Source organism: Vibrio sp. DW001, from assembly GCF_029016285.1.
Taxonomy (GTDB): domain Bacteria; phylum Pseudomonadota; class Gammaproteobacteria; order Enterobacterales; family Vibrionaceae; genus Vibrio.
Genome location: NZ_CP091976.1, coordinates 125,740 through 148,501, shown reverse-complemented (window position 1 = coordinate 148,501; position 22,762 = coordinate 125,740). Strand labels below are relative to the sequence as shown.

The following is a 22,762-nucleotide window of genomic DNA, read 5'->3' as shown; positions in this document are numbered from 1 at the left end:
CTGTCTAATGGCACATTTATCATTATTTTTAGTTGAGCGTACACTTGTACGCTGATATTCTAGCGCACAAGTGTACTCTCAATTGGCAAGGATTATGAACTCAAGCAATAAACCACCACTAATCTGGCTTAACGCCTTAGTATTTGCAATTACCGCTATATTGGCATTAATCGTCGCACCACTTTATGGGTATTATCAGGGGTACGGATGGGAGCATTGTGTATGGTTCCTCGTTGCCTTCAGTTTTTGTAACCTATCGATTACGGCAGGTTATCATCGATTATGGGCTCACAAAGCCTATGATGCGCATTCTAGCTTGAAGTACATTTATGCGATTGGTGGTGCGTTTGCTCTGCAAAATAGCATTCTTCATTGGTCTTCAGATCATCGGCCACACCATAAGTTCGTTGATAACAACGAGAAAGACCCTTATTCAGCGAAAAGAGGTTTTTGGTACTCTCATATTGGTTGGATGCTCAGAAATTATAACGAAGAGATTTACCACGAATATGGTAACTGTCGAGATCTGCAAAAAGACAAAGTGGTGATGTGGCAGCACAAGTATTATCTCGCATTGGCGTTGCTCACTAATTTTGGCATACCGATTCTGTTAGGTTTGATATATAACGATTTGTTAGGAATGATATTGATTGTCGGTGCCGTTAGATTGTTTATGAGCCATCATTCGACATTTTTTATCAATTCCTTGGCTCATATCTGGGGTTCACAACCGTACACAACCAAAAATACAGCAAGAGACAATGGCGTTTTGGCTGTGTTTACCTTCGGCGAGGGATATCATAATTTCCATCATACCTTTGAAAATGATTACCGCAATGGGATCTGCTGGTGGCAGTATGACCCAACAAAATGGTTGATTAAGAGCTGCTCATGGGTTGGTTTAGCGAATAATTTAAGGGTGACACCAAAGTTAAGAATTGAAAAAGCAAAAGCCCTCGCTTTGCTTAGTAAGGTTAAGAATAACCTTAGTGAAGTGCCAAATAATGTGCAGGTTGCGATTCGGCTGCAAGATGAATGCGAGTTGCTAGTGAAGTACATGAATGATTACTACGAGATTAAGAAAAAACTACTCGAAGGGAAAAAAGAAACCTTGGTTAAACGCTATGAGCACTCGGTACTTAAGGTTGAGTATGAACAAATTAAAATGCGCTTACATGAACAGCAACTAGCATGGAATCGTATGGTAAAGCAGTACGCTTAACCTTTTGAGCTTTAAGAGTTTACCGGAGCCAGCATTAGCGCTGGCTCTTTTTTTACCCGCTAGCACTCAACGTCCAATTCGTATTATCAACTCAATCCAATAATTATGCAGATGGTTCAAAACCTCCTCGTCCGCTTATCGTTAGGATACTTACCGATGGGATTTTATATCTATTGAAGGTTGCGATTAAAAGGGTTGTTAGGTTTTAGCTATTAGATTGATAGAATTTTTCCGCTTAATCTGAGTTTAATTAGTCAGTATGCTTGTGAGAACAAACTGTTGAGCATTGTTTTGGTTTGATATACATTAATAATGTTACGCGTAACGTAAGATTAACTGAAAGAATTTTTTTAATACTTCGGTCTCATCTTTGTACTACTATTTTGAAGGTATGACTTGTCAATGAATGACCCAATAGTTAATTACCTTATGAGAATTATATGAATAATTTAGAAAAAATTGTTGGCCCAGAAAATAATACCATAGTGATATTTGGTGCTTCTGGTGACCTTACACATCGTAAGTTAATACCTGCTCTATATCATTTGTACGCAAATGGAATGCTGCCTACTGATTTTGCCATTCTAGGGGTAAGCAGAACCGCGTATAACGACATGAGTTTCAGAGAAAAACTCAAGGCGTCGTTGATAGAAAACGAAAAAGTGCAAACCGAGTTACTAGAAGAATTTTGTAACCACCTATATTACGTTGCAATTAATACATCGAATTCGACAGAGTATGTTGTGTTAAGTGATAGGCTTAGCGAGCTCGAGCAAAAACACGAAACAGGTGGTAATACCATCTATTACCTATCAACACCACCGAGCTTGTACGGTGTTATTCCAGAATGTTTAGCAGAAGCAAAGCTTAATGATGAAAGTCACGGATGGAAAAACCTTATCGTAGAAAAGCCATTTGGATACGACTTAGAGTCCGCTCAATCTCTCGACCTGCAGATTCATGCTTGCTTTAAAGAACATCAAATCTATCGTATCGACCATTACCTTGGCAAAGAAACGGTGCAGAACCTTTTGGTAATGCGTTTTTCAAATGCCATGTTTGAACCACTGTGGAACCATAGATATATCGATCACGTTGAGATTACCTCCGCCGAATTTTTGGGCGTAGAGGAACGTGGTGGTTATTATGACGGCGCAGGCGCGGTTAGAGATATGTTTCAGAATCATCTGCTACAAGTGCTTGCGATGGTTGGTATGGAACCGCCTTCAGTTATCAACGCTGATTCTATACGAGATGAAGCGGTTAAAGTCATGCAATGTTTCAGGCCATTAAGCGAAGAAGATCTAAAGAACAATTTGGTTTTAGGTCAATATACCGAATCTATGGTACGCGGTAAGCAACTACCCGGCTACCGCGAAGAGCACGGTGTGTCAGAAGACTCACGAACCGAGACCTACGTTGGTTTAAAAATGTTTATAGACAATTGGCGTTGGGCTGGTGTTCCTTTCTATGTACGTACTGGAAAACGGTTGCCAACTCGTGTCACAGAGGTTGTTATTCATTTTAAAAACACGCCACATCCGGTTTTTGGCGTTAATGCACCAGAGAATAAACTTATTATTCGAATTCAGCCGGACGAAGGGATTTTGCTTAGCTTTGGTTTAAAACAACCGGGTGCCGGCTTTGAAGCTAAAGAAGTTTCGATGGACTTCCATTACGAAGACCTACAAGAGACGAATATGCTTACCGCATATGAACGATTGATTCTGGACTGCATGAAGGGAGACGCGACCCTGTTTGCTCGTACTGATGCCGTAGAAGCTTGTTGGCAATTTGTTCAACCGATTTTAGATCATAAACAAAACCCAGAACATTTGTTTGGTTATGCTGCGGGCACCTGGGGACCAATACAAGCCGACCAGTTGCTTCATGATGACAATCGAAAATGGCGATTCCCATGCAAAAACTTAACTAACACCGATTATTGCGAGTTATAGAGATGAATTATCAAGTTTTCGAAAATCCAGAAGCAGTGATTCATTCTCTTTCAGAAAGACTGCTTTATCTTAGTCAAGAAGAGAGACCTGTCCATGTTTCACTGTCAGGGGGCAGTACGCCCAAATTATTGTTCAAAAGATTAGCTCAAACACCCTATAACGAAGGTATCAACTGGGCAAATATTCACTTTTGGTGGGGAGATGAGCGGTGTGTAAAGCCCAGTGATCCCGAGAGTAATTTTGGTGAAGTAAATGAACTATTATTCAAAAAAATAGCGATTCCGAAAGCTAATATTCATCGCATTTTGGGTGAAAATGATCCGAGCCAAGAGGCGAAAAGGTTTTCTGATGAAATGATTCAACAGATCCCGAACAACAATGGTCTTCCAGAATTTGATTGGATTATATTGGGCATGGGAGCCGATGGTCATACTGCCTCTCTTTTCCCTAATCGAACTGACTATTTAGAGCCTGCCATCGCCATTGTTGCCACTCACCCTGAGAGTGGTCAAATCAGGGTTTCAAAAAGTACACGTTTGATCGAAAATGCGAAGCGAATAACGTATTTAGTATTGGGTGAAAACAAAGCATCGATACTTAAAGAAATTCAACAGAACTCAGCCGAAAAGCTACCATATCCGGCGGCGAGAATTAAGTCCACCAATGGTCAAACAGAGTGGTTTTTAGATTTACAGGCAGCAAAAATGCTGTCTCATGGAGAATAAAAAATGAAAGGTGATATTGGTGTAATTGGTTTAGCTGTGATGGGACAAAACCTAATTTTAAACATGAATGATCATGGTTTTAATGTTGTTGCATATAATCGTACGGTGTCGAAAGTAGAAGATTTTCTTCAGGGCCCTGCAAAAGGTACCAACATTATTGGCGCAGATTCGATGCAAGATCTTGTCGATAAACTTGAAGCGCCTCGTAAAGTGATGCTTATGGTACGAGCTGGTGATGTCGTCGACCAGTTCATTGATCAATTGGTGCCACTTCTCGATGAAGGGGATATCATCATTGATGGTGGTAACTCCAATTACCCTGACACCAATCGACGCGTTGCTGTACTTAAAGCAAAAGGTATTCATTTTGTTGGAACCGGTGTTTCTGGTGGTGAAGAAGGGGCTAGATTTGGACCGTCTATTATGCCCGGTGGCGCACCAGAAGCTTGGCCTCATGTAAAGCCGATATTCCAGAGTATTTCTGCAAAGACAGAGTCAGGTGAAGCGTGCTGTGACTGGGTCGGTAAGGATGGTTCTGGTCATTTCGTTAAAATGGTGCACAATGGTATCGAGTATGGTGACATGCAGCTTATCAGTGAAGCATACCATTTCCTAAAAGAAGGACTATCGCTTTCTCATCAAGAGATGCAAGCTATATTTGAAGAGTGGAAATCGACGGAGCTAGACAGCTATCTTATCGATATCACCACCGATATCTTGGGATACAAAGACGAAGATGGTGAACCTCTTGTTGAGAAGATCCTCGATACAGCTGGTCAAAAAGGAACAGGTAAGTGGACGGGTATTAACGCATTGGATTTAGGTATCCCACTTACCCTTATAACCGAATCTGTTTTTGCACGCTGCCTCTCATCACTAAAAGATCAACGCGTTGAAGCAGAGCAGTTGTTTAACAAGACTATCTCACCGATAGAAGGCGACAAAAAAGTTTGGATAGAGGCTGTGCGTCAAGCGCTTCTAGCGTCTAAAATCATTTCTTACGCGCAAGGTTTCATGCTTATCAGAGAAGCCTCTGAAGAAAATGATTGGGCGTTAAACTATGGCAATGTTGCGCTTATGTGGCGTGGTGGTTGTATCATACGTAGTGCATTCTTAGGAAACATACGTGATGCTTATGATAGCAATCCTGATGTTCAGTTCCTTGGGTCGGATCCATACTTTAAGGATATTTTAATTGATAGCCTACCAGCATGGCGAAAAGTTGCCTCTAAGGCAATGGAGATAGGTTTACCTATGCCTACGATGACATCAGCACTCACATTTTTAGATGGATACACAACATCGCGTCTTCCAGCCAATATGATACAAGCGCAACGCGACTATTTTGGCGCTCATACCTATGAGAGAGTAGACAAACCGCTTGGTGAGTTCTTCCATACTAACTGGACGGGTACCGGTGGTAATACCTCATCTACAACCTATGATGTGTAGAAAATGTCGTCTCTTAGATAACCATTAGATGGACTGAGCATTGGTTGTTTTTGTGGAATTGACGAATCGGTGAAATCAAAAAGGGATGTACAAGTGTTCATCCCTTTTTTGTGCATACCAATCATGGACAATGACCGAACCAGTAATATCGATGCAATGGATACGATATAAAAATTTAGTTTACTGAGTGCTATACATCACTTACCACACAGTTTTTCCCTTGTTGCTTCGCCTTGTAAAGAGCCTTGTCCGCTCGGGTAATCGTATCTTCAATTGTTTGGTCTGGTTCTATTAGAACAGCGATTCCAATACTAACTGTAAACTTTGTAAAGGCTTTATCTGTCCTAACCGAGGTTTTTTCAATCTCTTTTCGTAATCGTTCTGCGACGACATGAGCTTGATCTATATTGTTTTCGTGCAATAACGCAACAAACTCTTCCCCTCCCAATCGACAAAATAGATCGCTCGTTCGAAAAACGGTATGGCAAATATCAGAGAGTGACATTAGTGTCGCATCACCAGTAGAATGTCCGTTGATATCATTGATTTTCTTAAAATCATCTATATCAATCATCAGCAGAGCAAGTTTATTGCCGTATCGTCGGCAACGATTGAATTCGGCTCTCGCTAATGGAAAGAAACCACGGCGGTTCTTAGCATTGGTAAGAGGGTCTAAAGTGGCGAGTCGTTTGTTCTCTTCCACTAACTGTCTGTGACTGGATATATCCCAAGTCACACCGTTAACAACCAACCCATTTCGTGACTTACTGTAGCGATGTATCGCAGCACTTTTTACAGCACAAAATTCGTTATTACTTTTTAAGATACGATATTCAGCATCAAATTTTTTCCCACCGCTTAAAGCAAGATGCATAGCGGTTTGAACCCGTTCGATATCATCAGGGTGAACCCGGCTATACCAATCTTGTGTTGTATATATGTTGGTCGTGTTTTCTAAGCCAAATAATTGACTGATTCTGTCATCGGCGTAGAACTTGTTTTTCTTAATGTTCCATTCCCATATACCGAGTTCACCCGCTTCTGCAGCAAGTTGCAATCGGTTTGAATAATTCTTAAGGGAATTTTGAGCGTGACGTAGCTCTCTAGTCAGTACTTTTTGACGCAAATACATAATGATTAATATGCAAAATGCGGCGATGACGGAAATGGCAGCCGGTAAATGTTCGAGTGCAAACTGAGGTATGCTTGTCGTTTTCTGTTCATGGTACGGTGGCAGTTCGAGCTCTGCCAACAGTTCATGAACGGCCACATAGCTTTTAGGGTTGGTCCAACCCGAAATAGCCGCTGAGTAAGCCGCCTTATCTTGAGGGGTCATAAGGAGTAAAGCGGCAGCGACCTGATTAGCGAGTTGATCGCTTACATGTGCAGACTTTGCAAAGGCCCAGTCAGGATAGAGGCGAGTACTCGTCAATTGTGGATAATCTGTGTTGTTGTTATCACTGGGAAGAACACTGAAATCATTTAAGGATATTTTTCCTTCTTCTTCCATCTGCTCTAGTGTTCCAGTGCGAACAATACCAATATCAGCGGCCCCTTTTAGTACGGCCTGAATGACGAGATCATGTGTGCCTAAAAATCGCAGACTTTTTACATCGGATACCATATCAATATCATCGTGTTTAAGTCTGGCTAAAGCAATTTCCCATCCTCCCAAGGAACGAGGATTAACGGCGGCGACAGATTTATTCAACACGTCTTTAGTCGTGTTCAATGTTAGTTTATTTGCCTTAGATATGATGACAGAACCTAAAGTCGTCGCATCATTGTTCGAGTATTTGGAAACAAGTGTGGCGATTCTCGACACGTTATGGGTATTTTCTAATTGCACATACATGGTCGGATTTAACAGAATAAAATCGACAGAATGTTCGCTAATTTTTAGGTCTATCTCATCAAAACTAAGCGGTATGATGTCAAATTTCTTGCTGGGGATAGCCTGCTGCAAATAATCGGCAGTCGCCGCCCACTTTTGCTGTGTAATCGTTTTTCCACGCTTAGCGAGTACACCAATGTATATTGTTTCCTGGTTTTGTGCTGCCAACGGAGGTGTAAAAACGAAACCTGTCACCAAGAGTAGAGTGGGAAGACATAGGAGATAAGCTCTGTTTAAGAACGGTTGTCTAGTTTTAGTTAACATGTGATTAACAAGCTAATCCTTAAGCTATAAAATAAATGCTGCAAATAAGTGGAGGACGATAGTAATCCTAATAATATATCTTCGTATAGTGATATACAAAGAATGTTATTTATTTCATCAGTAAATTATTTAAAAAAATAGGCGCTTTATGATAAGCGCCTAATATACAACAATAAAGTCTAGTTAATATGAACTGACAAGCAGTAGTATGAATTCTATTTAAAAATGAAAGCGTGTATGTATCATCATCTGGCTACCATAAACGCCGTTATCTAACAGTGAAGCGCCCAGTACGAGTTGTTGAGTGGAGTGGAAGCGAGCTCCGGCTTCCCACACGAGATGATTTTCGTTGTCATCAACCAACCAACCGATTTTTCCTTGTAGTTCCACATTATCGAGGAACCAAATACGTGTGCCAACATTAAACTCAGGAAGTATGTCATCACCAATAATATTGCTAGAATCATCTTTAATATTATGAATCAACATTTGTCCTGTGACATCAACAAACTGGTTAACGGGACCGTTGAAACCAACGCCGCCTGCGAAATCGTAATCGCCTTCAAATTCGCTATCGGCACGAATAATAAAATGAGCATTTTCCATAAATTGCATGCTATAGGCTGCGCCAAAAGTTGCTGGGCCTGCTCCAACTCGAAAATCGAGAGCGTTATAAGGAAAATTGTTTGCAGAAACAGACCCTATAGAAAGTAACAAAAGGCTAATAATTGAAAAAGCGCGAGCCGTGCTTAACATGGAAACTCCATTTACTGTTTAATTTAATTATCTAATTGCTAGCAAAACATATGCCAAAGTTCGTCTTCATAGTGGGTAACTTGGTTTTGTAATGCTATTGAGTCTATTTATGGCTATTAGGGGGCGTTGTTTTATTGACGTATTTTAATATATGACAACTATTTGACACGTGAATGTCTCGCATGTCATTAAGTTGTCGTACGTTCAGACATCAATGATTCATAATTTGTTCGTTTGCGTGCAAATAAATAGGTTCAAAAATTTTCATAATTAATTTAGACAGTTATATCTGTTTAGATACTGTACAAACAACAACAGTTAGCCTATCAATTGATAGTGGAGTGAGGTACGTCGCACTTTAAACTGCTAACGATATGGTATTTTGATGTCTAATTACCTTTTTTATGTTTCTAGAATAAGTAATACGTTCTATGGTGAAAATAAAATCGGCTCGGCAATGCAAAGATGGTATGTAAATGAGGATAAATATGATTCGGTTGATAATTTTGTTGGGGTTATGCATGTTATTGCCGCTAAAAGCGGCAATAGCGGCGGATAGTCTTAAAGTGTACGCTGCCGCGTCGATGACGAATGTTATTTCAGACTTAGCGAAAAGCTATTCTGATGAAACAGGCATTAGAATTGTTACGGTATTTGCTGGCTCTTCGTCACTGGCAAGGCAAATAGAGAGTGGGGCTCCCGCTGACCTGTATATTTCTGCAAATAAAAAGTGGGTAGATTATTTGCTTACTAAAGGTCTGATATCTCAGGAAGGTATTCGCGTTGTGGCCGAGAATAAACTTGTGTTGATTGCACCTCACTCTCATCCTCAGAAGTCGTTCGATTTTACCAGTACTGCGGTATGGAATGGTTTGTTATTAAATGAAAGGCTAGCCATAGGACAGCCCGAATCTGTACCTGCAGGGATCTACGCGAAGCAGTCGTTAACCAATCTAGGTGTTTGGGATACGGTTAAAACAAAAGTAGCCCCGACAAGTTCAGTTCGCATTGCATTGGCGTTAGTAGAAAGGGGAGAAGCAACGTTAGGGATTGTATACAAAACGGATGCATTGATGAGCGAAAAGGTGACAATCGTAGACAGTTTCCCGAATACACTGCATGAACCAATTGTATACCCTATGGCGATCATGAATAATGACCCTGTGGTTAAGTCCTTTGCTGATTTTTTAGTCAGCGACCAAGCAAAGCAGGTATTCGCGCGATATGGATTTAAATAATTTTAGAAGTTCTCCGAAAGTGGAGTATAAATAAGTTGTCAGAATTCGAGTTAGAAGCACTGTATCTAAGTCTGAAAATTGCCTCTATTGCCGTCATTGGACTCATTCCTATCGGGATAGGGTTGGCATGGTTACTTGCGAAGAAAGAGTTTTATGGCAAGCAAATACTAGATAGTTTAATCCACCTTCCTCTGGTTTTACCACCCGTCGTTATTGGATACCTTCTATTAGTTGGGATGGGTAAACAAGGTGTCATCGGTGCATTTTTATGGGATACGTTTGGTCTGTCATTTAGTTTCAGCTGGCGTGGGGCTGCGTTAGCCTCTGCTGTTGTTGCTTTACCGCTGATGGTTCGCGCTATTCGTTTAAGCTTAGAGAATGTTGACCCAAGGTTAGAACAAGCCGCTAGAACCCTCGGCGCAACACCTTTCAAGGTGTTTTATACCATCACTCTACCGCTCACATTACCCGGAGTCGTAACCGGTACCATGCTTTCATTTGCACGCAGCTTAGGTGAGTTCGGTGCAACGATAACCTTTGTTTCGAATATTCCAGGGGAAACCCAAACCCTACCATTAGCGATGTACAGTTTTATTGAAACACCCGGAGCAGAGTTTGCTGCTGCAAGGCTTTGCATTATCTCAATTGTTGTAGCGCTGGTTTCATTGTTAATCTCGGATTGGTTGACGCGTCGGACTCAAAATCGTTTAGGTTATTCAAAAGTAAGATGATAGAAATTAAATTAAATCATAAGCTTGGTGATATTGTTCTTGATATTGACCAGAGAATTCCGTCAACAGGAATCACGGCCATTTTTGGGCGTTCTGGTTCGGGAAAAACATCACTTATTAACGCGATTTGTGGTTTGTACACACCTGATAGAGGGAAAATACAAGTTAGAAACAAAGTGCTGTTCGATGACGAAAATAGGGTCAATGTTGCAATAGAAAAACGAAAAATTGGCTATGTTTTTCAAGATGCAAGACTTTTTCCACATTATAGCGTGAAAGGTAACCTACTTTACGGTGTTCAAGATAAAGGCGACGGGACGGGAAAGAACGAACCGTCAGATTTTAACCATGTGGTTGAACTCCTTAACTTATCTCAGCTATTAAATCGTTTCCCAATTGACCTTTCCGGTGGAGAGAAACAGAGAGTGGCTATCGCTCGTGCTTTGCTTTCGAATCCAGATATGCTGTTGATGGATGAGCCACTAGCATCACTAGATCTGCCTCGTAAAAAAGAGGTAATGCCTTTCTTGGAAAAAATGGCTCAGGAAATCGATATCCCCATCCTATACGTGACGCACAGTTTAAGTGAAATATTAAGGCTAGCTGACTATATTATTCTGATGGAACAAGGCGGGGTTGTAACCAGCGGTAGTTTAGAATCTGTTTGGGGTTCTGACGCAATGAAACCTTGGCAATCATTTTCTGAGCAAAGCTCACTTTTTGACGCCGTTATTAGCCAGCACCATAACAAATATGCGTTGTCAAAAGTACGATTAACCGAAGAAACATCAATGTGGGTTCAACATTTAGACGAACCGGTAGGTACATCTATTCGATTACAGATCCGAGCCAATGATGTCTCGATCACGATGAATAGAGCCACACAAACATCTATTCGAAATATCTTGCCGGCAAAAATTGATCAGATTGATGTTATTGAAACAAAGGAAGGCAGTCAAAATGTGTCGGTCTCACTAGATTTAGGCCATCAATGCCAACTCAAGGCGAATGTCACAAAGTGGGCATTTGACGATCTTAAACTTCGCACTGGTCAACAGGTCTATGCGCAAGTTAAAGGGGTAAGCGTGGCACAAAAAGATATGACGATGAAACATGTCATCGCCAATGGACAGTGAACATACATTCTGAGCCGGATTAACTATTCTTAACTAAGTTTATCTTTGTCAGCGTAGCCTTTGGGCGGTGGTGTCCAACCTCTTTCTGTTCGTGCATGGTTGTCGGAACGGTCATTATTCATTGCAGAACTGATCGCATTCTCAAGTTCAATGAATAATTTCCGATACGCGACATCATATTTATCCTCTTCTGAGGCTTCTTTCCAAGTCGCAAACATCTTATCCGCAGCAAGGTTTTCAATCGCGACAAAAGCATTTTTTTGCTGCTCTACCTGAAATGGATGAAAGCCGACATCTTTAAGTGCTTGTTTACCAGCTTCTAAAGCAGAAAAATAGGTCTCCGAAATGATGGTGTCTGCACCTGCCAATCGTAGCGCATATGAATGGCCTCTATCGAACGCTCGGGCAATTATCTTAACGTTGGGGTAGGTATGTTTTACATATTCTACCAACTCTTTTACCGCTTCTTTATTGTCAATAGTAATAACGATAACGGTTGCTCGTTCTATTCCTGCGGTATGCAGCAAATCAGGCTTGGTGGCATCCCCAAAATAGCTTTTGATGTTAATCTTTCGTAGATTTTCAATCTGGGTTGGTTCAATGTCTAACACCGTCGTTTTTATGTTATTAGCGCTTAGCAACCTTGTGACTATTTGTCCAAAACGTCCAACTCCAGCAATAATGACACTGCCTTCTTCGTCAATATTGTCAGGTTCTCGGTCGTTTTCATTTTTTTGATACCTAGGCAGTATTACCTTATCGAATAATATGAATAAGCCAGGTGTTAAGAACATTGAAAGCGCGACAACCAAAGAAAGCGTCTGCGCGATACCTTGCGGTAATACGTGATTCTGCACGGTAAAACTAAGTAAAACAAATCCGAACTCGCCCGCTTGGGCAAGACTCAAAGCAAATAACCAGCGATTGCTCTTTTTAATGCGAAAAATAATGGCGAGTACAAAAAGCACCGTTCCTTTAAGTAACATTAAACCAATAGTTAGAGAGATAATCAGCAAAAAATCACTGAATAGAACGTCAAAGTTAATTCCTGCTCCAACAGTAATAAAAAATAGACCGAGCAATAACCCTTTAAATGGCTCTATATTTGATTCCAGTTCATGCCTAAATTCACTGTTTGCTAACACGACGCCGGCCAGAAATGTACCTAATGCAGGAGACAAACCGACCAAACTCATTAAAGCCGCAATACCGATCACTAACATCAGCGAGGTGGCTGTAAATATTTCTCGTAAGCCAGATTTGGCCACGTATTTGAATAATGGACGGCTTAAGAAATGTCCTCCTACAACGACAACAGCAATAGAAAGAATGATGACTAATCCATAACCCCAGCTCGGTAAACCAGCGACTAAGCTAAGTTCATCGTGGTGTTCTGCCGCTTGTGAAACCACAGATTTGGCTGCTTCAACAAGTTCAGGTAAGGCGAGTAGAGGAACAAACGCCAACATGGGGATCACGGCAATATCTTGAAACAGCAGTACAGAAAAGGCATTTCTTGCCCCTTCTGTTTTTTCTAGTCCTTTTTCGCTAAAGGTTTGTAAAACGATAGCGGTTGAAGATAGGGCAAAAACTAATCCGATGGTCAATGACACGGTCCAGCTAATATCGAACATCATGGCGATGCCCATAACCGCAATCGTAGTCAATCCTACTTGAAGCCCCCCAAGGCCAATCAATTTGTTTCTCATCGCCCAGAGCATTTTTGGTTCTAGTTCTAAGCCAACGAGAAACAACATCATCACCACCCCAAATTCAGCGACGTGCTGAATGGATGTCGTCTCGTCACCCACTAAACCAATTATTGGCCCGATGATCACGCCAGCGATCAGATAACCCAACACAGATCCTAAGCCTAATCGTTTCGCTAATGGCACCGCGATAACCGCGGCACTCAGGTAAATGAACGCTTGTAGGAAATAGCCCGTCATTCGTTAATCTCCGATGTGGCCCAGTTGGTTGACATGTCTGCACTTGACCCTCTTACAAGATCGTCTAGTTTTGCTCGCCATTGATCTAAGTGGGCGTTTAGTTTTCCTTCTTCAACGGCTGTTCTTGACCCAAATAAAGTGAAAGGTGAGAGATATGTCATATGGGTAAGGTTTGCCATTTGTTCTAACGGGTACAAAAGTTCTGAGATGGTGAAATGATTATAACCATCCTTTCGATAAGCTTCTTCCGGGCCACCAGCCGTTAGCGCACACATGAATGACTTATTCATTAGAGCTGTTCCGCCTTCTCCGTAAGCAAAACCATGTTCTAACACTAGGTCTTGCCACTCTTTAAGCATTGAGGGTGTTGAATACCAATAGAGTGGAAACTGGAAAACAATAATATCGTGGTTCTCCAATCGTTGTTGTTCTGCCTCTATGTCAATCTGAAAGGTTGGATATTGAGCGTAGAGGTCAATCGCGGTCACGCCCTCAATATTCAATGCGCTTTCAAACATCGGTTTATTGATTTCTGAACGGCGTAAAGAAGGGTGCGCAAAAAGTAATAGGACTTTATTGTTCTCTGATGTCTCATTATTCATTTGAACTTCCGTTATGTATAAATTGGACAATGTATTTAATGTGTTATCAGGCATTTTCGTCCCTAAATACCATAACAGTAGGGCTATAGGGTAATTGATATTGAGCCGCTAGTATTGGCTTGTTTGATGTTTTTTTAGCAGGATCTGCACAATTAACAACCTATTCAGGAAAGGCATCAAGTCTACAATGTAGACATATTTATACCGAAACAAATTCTCACTTATCAGTGAAGCTATATAAGCGTATACTTGTATATAATATATCGTATAAATAACAAAAATAAGTATACAGAGGAACAGATGACCAAGTACTACGCTGAAATAACCGGTTGGGGAAAATGTATCCCACCAGCGGTATTATCCAATGCTGATTTAAGCACTTTTATAGAAACCTCTGATGAGTGGATCCGTTCTAGAACGGGTATTGAGAACAGACGAATAAGTCATGTAAACACATCAGAACTTGCGACAGTTGCCGCAAAACATGCCCTTGCATGCGCAGGTATTGAAGCGACAGATCTTGATATCATCATTGTTGCAACCTGCTCGGCCGATTCTCTTATCCCAAATATAGCCTCTAAGGTTCAACAGAATCTTGGTGTCGTTGGCGCTGCCGCATTTGATTTGAACGCCGCATGTACTGGCTTTGTTTATGGGTTAGAAACGGCAACACGCTTAATTCAAGCGGGTAACTATAAAAATGCATTGGTTATTGGCGCAGAAAGATTATCGTTTTTCATTGATTGGAGCCAACGAGATACGGCGGTTCTATTTGGAGACGGTGCAGGCGCGGCTGTACTTAGTCGAACCGAGGAAAACGTTGGACTGCAAGAGGCGCTCATCGGATGTGACTCTGCTGGACGCGATATCCTATCGGTGCCAAAATTTGGTACTAGCATGGACCGTTTTGCTGCGAATAATGGCTACTTTGATTTTAATTTTGTCGGTCGTGATATCTTTAAACGTGCCGTTAAAGGGATGGGTGTTGCCGCTCAAACAGTATTGAAGCGTGCAGGGATGAGTACGCAAGATATTGATATACTTATTCCTCATCAGGCGAATATTCGAATTATTCAAACGCTGGCAGATTTGGCTGGAATTTCTCAAGATAAAGCGTTTGTTAATATTCAGAACTACGGTAATACTTCTGCAGCGACCGTGCCTATTGCCTTGTGTGAAGCGCTTGAACAAGGGCGGGTGAAGCCAGGAGATAACATCTTGGTCGCTGCGTTTGGCGCCGGTTTAACCTGGGGATCGGGTCTATTAAAATGGGGCCAAAGAGTGACGCCGATAGGCAGTAGTGATGCTGCGTTACCTGATTGCGATAAAACGGCACTAGAGCTTATTGAAAAACATAGAAACCACTGCTTTAATCGCCCAAAATAAAAAGAATGTGTTATAAAAAAGGGGCCTACAAGGCTCCTTTTTTATGTCAATCGATTTTGTTTCCAAATCTAACGGGTGTCGTTATCGTTGATTGACTCGTTAGCCTATGGCCTTTACAACGGCCGTCACGCCAGTGATCACCATTTGCGTTCCTATGACAGCAAGTATTAGTCCCATGAGTCGAGTAACAATACTAAGGCCGCTTTTTCCTATCAATGCCAGAATGCTTGAGCTGAAAATAAAACAGAAGAAAGTCATAATGCATAAAACCGCAAATACCGATACAGTGATTATTATCCCTGTTATCTCTCCTGAGGAAGAATAATTCATTGCCGTTGCAATGGTTCCTGGACCAGCAAGAAGAGGTACGGCTAAAGGTGATACTGCTATATCCGCGTCTTCACTGCCTTCAGAAGAATGTAACTTGGAACCATGTCCATTAAGCATATGGTATCCGACAAGAAAAACCAAAATGCCCCCAGTTATTCTCAATGCAGATAGGGTGATGCCAAATAAGTGAAAGATCACCTTTCCAAGTAGAGCAAAAGATAGAATGACAAAAAATGTAATAATGAGTGCTTTGGCTGCAATTTTAGTCTGCTCTGCTTTGCATTTGTCTCCGACCAATCCGGCAAAGGCTGCCGTATTGGCAATAGGGTTCATTATCGCAAAAAAGCTTAAGAAGATGGTCATCACTTGTGCATATAGATCATTCATTTGGCTACTATCCCTGCTGTTAATTCTAACCTTTGTATTTTATGCACGGGAGTATACATTACTAGAGTGGTAGAGATCACACGCATACTCATTCTAAACGCCTTGCGGTACTGTCAAATATACTATCAATGTGGCAAGATTGAATCACGTTCATTTATAAATACCATCAATATATTCAATACAATTGAATATAAATTACGGAACCTAACCAAAGGTTCTGTTGTGGGGATTATATACATTGATATATCAGGTGTTCATTTTGTGTGAGAATATTAAGAATAAAATGACGTGACAGAGGTTGAAGTTAGAAGTCTTTTTGGCACTAGTAAGAGGTAATGAGTATCGGTTTTATACGAATGGTGTAGAGTATTTTGATTTAGATACTTGTGTTTAGTTATCTATCACATATTTTATTTTCTATAGGTTAAATTTGAAAGATCAATTCGATGGTTAATCGCGGCAACGTTAGATATTCAAGACGATACACTGTAATGGCAATAATTGCACTGGCTTGCGTGGGTGCATGGTGGCAACTGTCAAACTGGTACCACTCTTATTTATCAGAAGCACATTCAAGTAAAGTTCGTGTTGAGTTGGAAAGATACGCATATGACTTGTCTGCAATTATACAATCTCGTGAAAATTTATTGAATGCACTCGCCTCTTATGTAGAAACTGATGTTGCTAATACACCTAACCCCTCCTTTTACTCAGAAAAGAGGGCTGAAACATTTCTGATTGGATTATTTTCATCAACGGTTGGTGTTCGCAATTTTGCTATCGCGCCTGAAGGCCGTATTAATATGGTTTTTCCGTTAGTTGGTAATGAGGAAGCATTAGGGCATGATCTTTTAAATGATCCTCATGTAGGTGTTAAAGATGTAACGTTCCGTGCGGTCAATCGTCGAGGTATTGCGTACTCAACCCCATATGAATTGAGACAAGGAGGGCTTGGTGTTGTCCTCAGAAAAGCCGTTTATAGTCCAGACGGTTTTTGGGGGATAGTGAGTATGGTTATGGATGTGATACCGATTATTGAAGACGCAGGTTTAACGGCGAGCAGTGGTAACTTTAATATAGGAATACGAGATAACGAAGGACGTATTTTCTTTGGTTCTCCGCAGATCTTTCAGCAGTCTCGGCTTGTAAAGCAAGTTAATATGGCCGATGGGTATTGGGAGATAGCGGCAACATCTATCACCAATATTTCTATCGCCAATAAGGTGCTCACTTTTCAGGTTATCCTTGCGGGTTTTTTTATTCTTGTCTGTAGTTTAGGCTTTATCTTTTTTCCAAAGACAAACAATCAAATAACAACGATTGATTCTCCAAAGGTATTTTTCGAACAACTAACACATATACCAAGTGAGACAAAGCAAGAACATTCCGGTTCGCCTAGTCGACTTATTCCATTTTTGACTAGTTTAGCCATTATTACCTTGGTTCTGGGTTTTTATCGATTTGTCGAACAGAGTAATACGATTACTCAACAATATGATTTTACAAAAGCGCTAATAAAAATTAGCGAAGATATAGAACGAAAATTGGGAACTGATCGTGAATATTTACAGTTAATAGCAGAAGAACTATCACAACAAAATCTCGATTCTAGTTCCTTTCAAACAAGATTAACCAGTTATGTCAATGATCACCCTGGCTTAATTAATGTCACATGGTCGGATAGTGATTTTGTGATACGTCATACTGCACCAATGGAAGGAAATAGTCAGGTAATCGGGTTAAAACTCTTACTGCCTGAACCTAAGCGTGCATCTCGATTAGCATTTAATAGCCGACAACCTGTATACACAGGGCCTTTTATTGTCATTCAAGGTAAACCAGCTTTTGAATTATACGTGCCAATATTTGATAAAAATCAATTTAATGGGACATTGGGTGGAGTTTACTCTATCAACAAACTGATGGGTTCAATATTAAAGAGAGATCCGGCTTTATCTCATTACAAAATTGAAGTGTCAGACGGTATTGATAACGTTTTTTATCAAAATACCTACAGTCAAAACAGCATTCGTCTATCAAAAGCCATTCCTTTAAAACCCGTTGGAGGGAAGTTGTGGTTACGAGTGAGTTCTTTTCAACAAGGGCCGAGTAATGACATGCGAATGTTAATGTTGTTTGCCTTTACGTTAGCATTTGGGTTAGTGGGAAGTATATGGATTCAGTATCGAGAAAGTTGCAAACATTGGAGGATCAGCAAAGAACTTCATCAAAGTCAGAAACATTTTTCTGCTGTTGCCACCGCGTCTCCTGTTGCTATCGTTATCATGAGTCAGACAACGGGATTCATCTTATATGCAAATCACCAAGCCAATAAATTATTCAGTTTTTCCGGTGAATCAATTATCGGTTGGAATAGTGACGATTTATATATGAACCCTGAAGATCGACAACTGCTATTTTGTTCTGTAAGAGAGCATGAGCAGTTAGAAGGGCTCGAACAACATATGAAAAAAGCAAATGGCGAACTATTGTGGACTTCCATTTCGTGTCGATTAGTTGCACATGCTGAAGAAGCGGTTTTAGTTGCCTGTATCATTGATCTTAGCGAAAGAAAGAAATACGAAGATCAGCTATATACTCAAGCTCATCATGACAATCTTACAGGACTTCCTAATAGGAAGTTAGCCTTCGATAAGTTGGATCTCGCGTTAGCAAAAGCAGTGATTGAAAAAAATCATGCAGCATTACTCTATATTGATGTCGATCGATTTAAGAACATTAATGACTCTCTAGGCCATATTGCAGGCGATCAATTATTGATTGAATTAGCGAGTCGGCTGTCACGTTGTGTTCGAAGTAACGATACGGTTGCGCGTTTGGCTGGTGATGAATTTGCTATCATACTTCCAGACCAAGAGAGTAGCGAAGGAGCGAAGATAGTAGCAGAGAAAATTATTGAAGCCTGTTTACCTCTTGTGAGTGTTGGAGAGAGGGAAGTGCCCATTAGTGTCAGTATTGGTATTACGTTATTTCCAGATGATGCGACTGATATTGAGCAGCTCATTAGAGCTGCGGACACGGCGATGTATCAGAGCAAGGCGGCAGGACGCAATCAATTTTGTTTTTTTACTCCACAAATGCATGAACAAGAAGATAAATCACGCTTAGTAGAGAAGTAGGTAAAAGAAATTTTAGATTGTCTTTGTTCCAGAGACGATGGATACAGGGAATGGAAATAAGGGAGCGGTTAGGCTCCCTTATTCGGTTTTAAGCTTTAGAGAACATCAATGTTCTGTAACCACCTATGAGATTACGTGCCTTGTAACCATTGTTGGCTAACTGACGATAAGCCACGTTGCCACGCAATCCTACGGCGCAAATAATTATGATTTCTTTATCTTTTGGAAGCTCATTCATTCTAGGACGAAGTTCATCCACTGGGATATTGATTGCACCTTTCAATGTGCCAAAGTTTTGGATTTCCATTGGTGTACGAACATCAAGAATAATTTGATCATCTGTTAATGTCTCTAACTCATCGAAATGTATTGCTCTTGCATCACCGTTTTCAATATTGTTAGCAACAAATGCCGCTTGGTTGATTACATCTTTTGCACTACCAAACGGTGGCGCATAGGTAAGTTCAAGATGTTGTAGTTGGTCGATAGTCATACCCGCGCGCTGAGCAACCGCCATAATATCAATACGCTTATCTACGCCATCCTTACCTGCTGCTTGTGCACCAAGAATCTTCTTAGTCTCTGGGCAATAAAGCATCTTAAATGAAACGATTTCCGCGCCAGGATAGTAGCTCGCATGGCTGGCGGTATGAACATAGACCTTTCTGTGTGGAATACCTTCACGCTTAAGTGTTTTTTCATTCTTACCCGTAGAAGCAATCGCTAGATCAAAGATCTTACAGATAGCGGTGCCTTGTGTTCCTTGATAAGTTTGTCCTCGACCAAACATATTATCCGCTGCCATACGACCTTGACGGTTCGCGGGGCCAGCGAGTGGAACAACCGTCGGGTTGCCAGTAATAAAGTCTGCTTCCTCGATTGCGTCACCTACTGCATAAATAGAAGGATCACTGCTTTGCATTGTCGGAGCTGTCCAGATCCCGCCTAACTCACCGATTCTAAGGCCGGCTTCCTGTGCCAGTTTGATTTCAGGGCGTACACCAATTGCCATCACTAGAATCTCAGTTTTGATTGTTTCGCCGTTGTTTAGGCTAAGATTTAGGTGACCTTGTATATGTGGATGTTCGTCCGTTTCGCCACTCTCGATTGTCGCAACGTGGGGCTCTTGAACATATTCTACAGCTTCTAAGGCAACACCCAGGCGAAGGTCAACCCCTTTTTCTTTGATTTCAGCATGAGCAAAGCCTGCCATCTCGCGGTCAACAGGTGTCATCACTTGATCGGCTAATTCAACGAGCGTCGTTTTAATGCCTAATTGATGGAATGCTTCCATCATTTCTAAGCCGATAAAACCGCCGCCAACAACCGTTGCATGTTCTGGGCGATTCATATGGAGTGTGTTAAGGATGTTGTCCATGTCGGGAATATTGCGCAGAGAGTGCGTAATCGGGTTTTTAATACCAGGGATAGGTGGAACGATGGGGCCAGCGCCTGGGCTTAATACTAAGAAATCGTAGCTTTCGGTGTACTCTGAACTATCCAATACATTCTTGATGGTAACGAATTTGTTCTCTTTATCGATGCTGATAACTTCGCTCATTGTACGAACATTAACATTGAATCGTGCTAGAAAGCTTTCAGGTGTTTGTAAGAGTAGGTTGCTTCTTTCTGTGATGTCACCACCGATATGGTATGGCAATCCGCAGTTAGCAAAGGAGACAAACTCACCACGTTCGAACATAATAATTTCAGCTTCCTCGCTTAAACGCCTTGCACGTGCGGCGGCAGATGCGCCACCTGCTACACCACCAATAATCACGATTTTAGTCATAGTATTCTCCAAAAATAAATTTGTGTCTCAGCTCTATCTAAGCCAAAAAATAAAGTATCAAATAACAAAAAGCTAAGAAAAAACAACAACACCCACTAATCTATGTAGACTTAACGGGTAATAAATTATGCTTTCTTAGTTTCTTGTTGCCCAACGTATCATAAGTTCATAGAGACCCTCTCGTTAGTACCTTTAACGAGAGGGTAGCAAGGTTATTTACAGCCTAATTTCTTCAAAACTGACACCGCTGGACAGAATCCAGTGAAGGCACTTTGTAACAGGTTTAGGCCAGCAAAGACCGTTAACCATACAAATGCTGGATGCACAAAATAAGTTAAAACTACGGATAACAGAACCATGCTACCAGCCAATACTCTTATACCGCTATCTACTGTCATTTTCCTATCCTCAATAATGATTGCGTGATAACTATAATATTCTAATTTAGTAATGTCTAATGTTATTTTTCTTTATTCGAATAAACTAATTAAGGGTTGACTAATTTTACTATATTAGTAAAATCTAAATAAGCAAATTAACTGACTGGAGCTGGCATGGAACTGATAAAAATGCAAAGTAACGCCGTTGAGATGTCTGAATTGCTCAAGACGATGGCGCACCCAGAAAGATTAATGGTTCTCTGCCAACTAATGCAGGGAGAACTCGGCGCGGGGAAGTTACAAGAACAGTCATCTTTGAGTCAGTCCGCCTTTTCCCAGCATTTGACCGTGTTACGTAAACATGGGTTGGTTAACGTTAGAAAAGAATCGCAACAAGTTTTTTATTCGTTATCAGATGAAAGAGTTGGTTCATTGATTGCGAGTCTACATCAGATTTATTGTGTATAAATTTTAATTACTTTTAGAGGTAAAAAATGGGCTTCGCCATTCCTTGGGATTCGTTGTTCGGTGGTGTGCTATTAGGGATATCAGCCACTTTGTTGTTACTAATGAATGGAAAGATCGCTGGGATAAGCGGGATTCTAAGTGGGCTCTTAACGCCCAAGTCAAAAGATTATTCTTGGCGGTTATTGTTTTTTGTAGGGATGATTTCAGGTGGCATGATAGGCGTTGCGTTTTTCAATGTGCATATACCAACTGAATTCGCAGCGAGTACAGGGTTGATCGCGCTAGCTGGTTTTTTGGTCGGTGTTGGGACCAAACTCGGCAATGGATGTACAAGTGGCCATGGTATTTGTGGGATGGGGCGTTTGTCTTTTCGTTCTGTTATTGCGACCGTTATTTTTATGTTGGTTGCTGCGTTGACCGTGTTTGTTCGTCTTCACTTATTGTAGTTTGGAGTTAGTATGTTTCGTTTCGTTTCTTTAATCGCGGGTATTTTATTTGGTCTTGGTATGGCGATATCTGGCATGGTAGACCCAGTTAACGTGATTGGATTTTTAGATGTGGTGGGTAATTGGTCACCGGATCTTATGTTTGTGATGGGAGGGGCACTTACGGTGTTCTTACCTGCCTATTTACTCATTATTAAACCTCGTAATAAACCAGTTCTAGCAGAGGCATTCACCCTTAGCAAAAACACTAAGATAGATACTCGATTAGTTCTAGGCGCAGGCATATTTGGACTTGGTTGGGGCTTGGTTGGTTTGTGTCCGGGTCCTGTTGTGTCGTCACTCGCCGCTGGTAATGCTGGCGTGGTGATATTTTTCGCTACGATGATGGTTGGACTTGGTACAGTTAATATTTTGATTTGCATCAACAAAAAGAAGTATTCCGACCCCCAAACGGTTTCGGGTAACTAGTATAAATAAGTAATGTTGTGATTAAACATCACAACAGT

At 41.0% G+C, this 22,762-nt stretch carries 19 protein-coding genes; 12 read left to right on the top strand and 7 right to left on the bottom strand.

Going from position 1 to position 22,762, the window contains the following annotated elements; all coding sequences use genetic code 11:
* Positions 1 to 94 precede the first annotated feature (94 nt).
* From L3V77_RS18050 to gnd, 4 genes are all read left to right on the top strand, one after another.
* Complete coding sequence (locus L3V77_RS18050) at positions 95 to 1,222, top strand: fatty acid desaturase (RefSeq protein WP_275137644.1); 1,128 nt, start codon at positions 95 to 97, stop codon at positions 1,220 to 1,222.
* A gap of 458 nt (positions 1,223 to 1,680) precedes the next feature.
* Entirely contained in the window at positions 1,681 to 3,180 is a 1,500-nt protein-coding gene (gene zwf, locus L3V77_RS18045) for a glucose-6-phosphate dehydrogenase (RefSeq protein WP_275138254.1), read from the top strand.
* A gap of 2 nt (positions 3,181 to 3,182) precedes the next feature.
* Positions 3,183 to 3,905, top strand: a complete 723-nt coding sequence (gene pgl, locus L3V77_RS18040) for a 6-phosphogluconolactonase (protein ID WP_275137643.1) — start codon at positions 3,183 to 3,185, stop codon at positions 3,903 to 3,905.
* 3 nt (positions 3,906 to 3,908) lie between these two features.
* Complete coding sequence (gnd, locus tag L3V77_RS18035) at positions 3,909 to 5,357, top strand: decarboxylating NADP(+)-dependent phosphogluconate dehydrogenase (RefSeq protein WP_275137642.1); 1,449 nt, start codon at positions 3,909 to 3,911, stop codon at positions 5,355 to 5,357.
* 190 nt (positions 5,358 to 5,547) lie between these two features.
* On the opposite strand, the gene L3V77_RS18030 is transcribed toward gnd, so the two are convergent.
* The gene (locus L3V77_RS18030; protein ID WP_275137641.1) at positions 5,548 to 7,515 is read right to left on the bottom strand and encodes a diguanylate cyclase; all 1,968 of its coding nucleotides are present in this window, start codon (positions 7,513 to 7,515) and stop codon (positions 5,548 to 5,550) included.
* A 219-nt stretch (positions 7,516 to 7,734) separates the two neighbouring features.
* The gene (locus tag L3V77_RS18025; protein ID WP_195706302.1) at positions 7,735 to 8,271 is read right to left on the bottom strand and encodes a hypothetical protein; all 537 of its coding nucleotides are present in this window, start codon (positions 8,269 to 8,271) and stop codon (positions 7,735 to 7,737) included.
* Positions 8,272 to 8,792: 521 nt separating this feature from the next.
* On the opposite strand from L3V77_RS18025, the gene modA reads away from it, so the two are divergent.
* Genes modA through modC form a run of 3 tightly spaced genes read left to right on the top strand, consistent with a single transcriptional unit; the run spans position 8,793 to position 11,376 of the window.
* Complete coding sequence (modA, locus tag L3V77_RS18020) at positions 8,793 to 9,509, top strand: molybdate ABC transporter substrate-binding protein (protein WP_275137640.1); 717 nt, start codon at positions 8,793 to 8,795, stop codon at positions 9,507 to 9,509.
* 26 nt (positions 9,510 to 9,535) lie between these two features.
* Positions 9,536 to 10,240 carry a molybdate ABC transporter permease subunit gene (gene modB, locus L3V77_RS18015; protein WP_275138253.1) on the top strand — a complete coding sequence of 235 codons (705 nt, stop codon included), beginning with the start codon at positions 9,536 to 9,538 and terminating at the stop codon, positions 10,238 to 10,240.
* Positions 10,237 to 11,376: a molybdenum ABC transporter ATP-binding protein ModC gene (gene modC, locus L3V77_RS18010; protein WP_275137639.1), complete on the top strand. Its 1,140-nt coding sequence runs from the start codon at positions 10,237 to 10,239 to the stop codon at positions 11,374 to 11,376. The genes modB and modC overlap by 4 nt, the downstream gene beginning before the upstream one ends.
* A gap of 29 nt (positions 11,377 to 11,405) precedes the next feature.
* On the opposite strand, the gene L3V77_RS18005 is transcribed toward modC, so the two are convergent.
* Positions 11,406 to 13,325 carry a monovalent cation:proton antiporter-2 (CPA2) family protein gene (locus L3V77_RS18005; RefSeq protein WP_275137638.1) on the bottom strand — a complete coding sequence of 640 codons (1,920 nt, stop codon included), beginning with the start codon at positions 13,323 to 13,325 and terminating at the stop codon, positions 11,406 to 11,408.
* Positions 13,322 to 13,927 carry an NAD(P)H-dependent oxidoreductase gene (locus L3V77_RS18000; protein WP_275137637.1) on the bottom strand — a complete coding sequence of 202 codons (606 nt, stop codon included), beginning with the start codon at positions 13,925 to 13,927 and terminating at the stop codon, positions 13,322 to 13,324. Before L3V77_RS18000 ends, L3V77_RS18005 begins: the two co-directional genes overlap by 4 nt.
* A 300-nt stretch (positions 13,928 to 14,227) precedes the next feature.
* Here L3V77_RS18000 and L3V77_RS17995 point away from each other — a divergent pair, with 300 nt between their 5' ends.
* Positions 14,228 to 15,313: a ketoacyl-ACP synthase III gene (locus L3V77_RS17995; protein WP_275137636.1), complete on the top strand. Its 1,086-nt coding sequence runs from the start codon at positions 14,228 to 14,230 to the stop codon at positions 15,311 to 15,313.
* A 99-nt stretch (positions 15,314 to 15,412) separates the two neighbouring features.
* On the opposite strand, the gene L3V77_RS17990 is transcribed toward L3V77_RS17995, so the two are convergent.
* Positions 15,413 to 16,030 carry a MarC family protein gene (locus L3V77_RS17990; RefSeq protein ID WP_275137635.1) on the bottom strand — a complete coding sequence of 206 codons (618 nt, stop codon included), beginning with the start codon at positions 16,028 to 16,030 and terminating at the stop codon, positions 15,413 to 15,415.
* A gap of 491 nt (positions 16,031 to 16,521) precedes the next feature.
* Between L3V77_RS17990 and L3V77_RS17985 the strand changes: the two genes are divergently transcribed.
* Entirely contained in the window at positions 16,522 to 19,170 is a 2,649-nt protein-coding gene (locus tag L3V77_RS17985; protein WP_275137634.1) for a diguanylate cyclase, read from the top strand.
* A gap of 88 nt (positions 19,171 to 19,258) precedes the next feature.
* Here L3V77_RS17985 and L3V77_RS17980 read toward each other — a convergent pair whose 3' ends face one another.
* Both L3V77_RS17980 and L3V77_RS17975 read right to left on the bottom strand, forming a co-directional pair.
* Positions 19,259 to 20,962 (bottom strand): FAD-dependent oxidoreductase, encoded by a 1,704-nt coding sequence (locus tag L3V77_RS17980; protein WP_275137633.1) that lies wholly within the window; start codon positions 20,960 to 20,962, stop codon positions 19,259 to 19,261.
* A gap of 212 nt (positions 20,963 to 21,174) precedes the next feature.
* Complete coding sequence (locus tag L3V77_RS17975) at positions 21,175 to 21,360, bottom strand: DUF2892 domain-containing protein (protein WP_275137632.1); 186 nt, start codon at positions 21,358 to 21,360, stop codon at positions 21,175 to 21,177.
* A gap of 156 nt (positions 21,361 to 21,516) precedes the next feature.
* On the opposite strand from L3V77_RS17975, the gene L3V77_RS17970 reads away from it, so the two are divergent.
* From L3V77_RS17970 to L3V77_RS17960, 3 genes are read left to right on the top strand one after another with little or no spacing between them, the layout of a single operon-like run.
* Positions 21,517 to 21,810, top strand: coding sequence for a metalloregulator ArsR/SmtB family transcription factor (locus tag L3V77_RS17970; protein WP_195706312.1), 294 nt, complete (start codon positions 21,517 to 21,519; stop codon positions 21,808 to 21,810).
* Between the two features lie 26 nt (positions 21,811 to 21,836).
* Positions 21,837 to 22,256, top strand: a complete 420-nt coding sequence (locus L3V77_RS17965) for a YeeE/YedE thiosulfate transporter family protein (RefSeq protein WP_275137631.1) — start codon at positions 21,837 to 21,839, stop codon at positions 22,254 to 22,256.
* A 12-nt stretch (positions 22,257 to 22,268) separates the two neighbouring features.
* A complete protein-coding gene (locus tag L3V77_RS17960; RefSeq protein ID WP_275137630.1) occupies positions 22,269 to 22,724 on the top strand; it encodes a YeeE/YedE family protein in 456 nt (151 codons plus the stop codon).
* The last annotated feature ends 38 nt before the right edge of the window (positions 22,725 to 22,762 follow it).

Coding starts and splice junctions, on each gene's coding strand:
- pgl (WP_275137643.1), top strand. CDS start 3,183: ATGAATTATCAAGTTTTCGAAAATCCAGAAGCAGTGATTCATTCTCTT.
- L3V77_RS17960 (WP_275137630.1), top strand. CDS start 22,269: ATGTTTCGTTTCGTTTCTTTAATCGCGGGTATTTTATTTGGTCTTGGT.
- L3V77_RS18050 (WP_275137644.1), top strand. CDS start 95: ATGAACTCAAGCAATAAACCACCACTAATCTGGCTTAACGCCTTAGTA.
- L3V77_RS17965 (WP_275137631.1), top strand. CDS start 21,837: ATGGGCTTCGCCATTCCTTGGGATTCGTTGTTCGGTGGTGTGCTATTA.
- L3V77_RS17970 (WP_195706312.1), top strand. CDS start 21,517: ATGGAACTGATAAAAATGCAAAGTAACGCCGTTGAGATGTCTGAATTG.
- L3V77_RS17985 (WP_275137634.1), top strand. CDS start 16,522: ATGGCAATAATTGCACTGGCTTGCGTGGGTGCATGGTGGCAACTGTCA.
- gnd (WP_275137642.1), top strand. CDS start 3,909: ATGAAAGGTGATATTGGTGTAATTGGTTTAGCTGTGATGGGACAAAAC.
- L3V77_RS17995 (WP_275137636.1), top strand. CDS start 14,228: ATGACCAAGTACTACGCTGAAATAACCGGTTGGGGAAAATGTATCCCA.
- L3V77_RS18025 (WP_195706302.1), bottom strand. CDS start 8,271: ATGTTAAGCACGGCTCGCGCTTTTTCAATTATTAGCCTTTTGTTACTT.
- modA (WP_275137640.1), top strand. CDS start 8,793: ATGTTATTGCCGCTAAAAGCGGCAATAGCGGCGGATAGTCTTAAAGTG.
- L3V77_RS17975 (WP_275137632.1), bottom strand. CDS start 21,360: ATGACAGTAGATAGCGGTATAAGAGTATTGGCTGGTAGCATGGTTCTG.
- L3V77_RS18005 (WP_275137638.1), bottom strand. CDS start 13,325: ATGACGGGCTATTTCCTACAAGCGTTCATTTACCTGAGTGCCGCGGTT.
- L3V77_RS17980 (WP_275137633.1), bottom strand. CDS start 20,962: ATGACTAAAATCGTGATTATTGGTGGTGTAGCAGGTGGCGCATCTGCC.
- modC (WP_275137639.1), top strand. CDS start 10,237: ATGATAGAAATTAAATTAAATCATAAGCTTGGTGATATTGTTCTTGAT.
- L3V77_RS18030 (WP_275137641.1), bottom strand. CDS start 7,515: ATGTTAACTAAAACTAGACAACCGTTCTTAAACAGAGCTTATCTCCTA.
- L3V77_RS17990 (WP_275137635.1), bottom strand. CDS start 16,030: ATGAATGATCTATATGCACAAGTGATGACCATCTTCTTAAGCTTTTTT.
- L3V77_RS18000 (WP_275137637.1), bottom strand. CDS start 13,927: ATGAATAATGAGACATCAGAGAACAATAAAGTCCTATTACTTTTTGCG.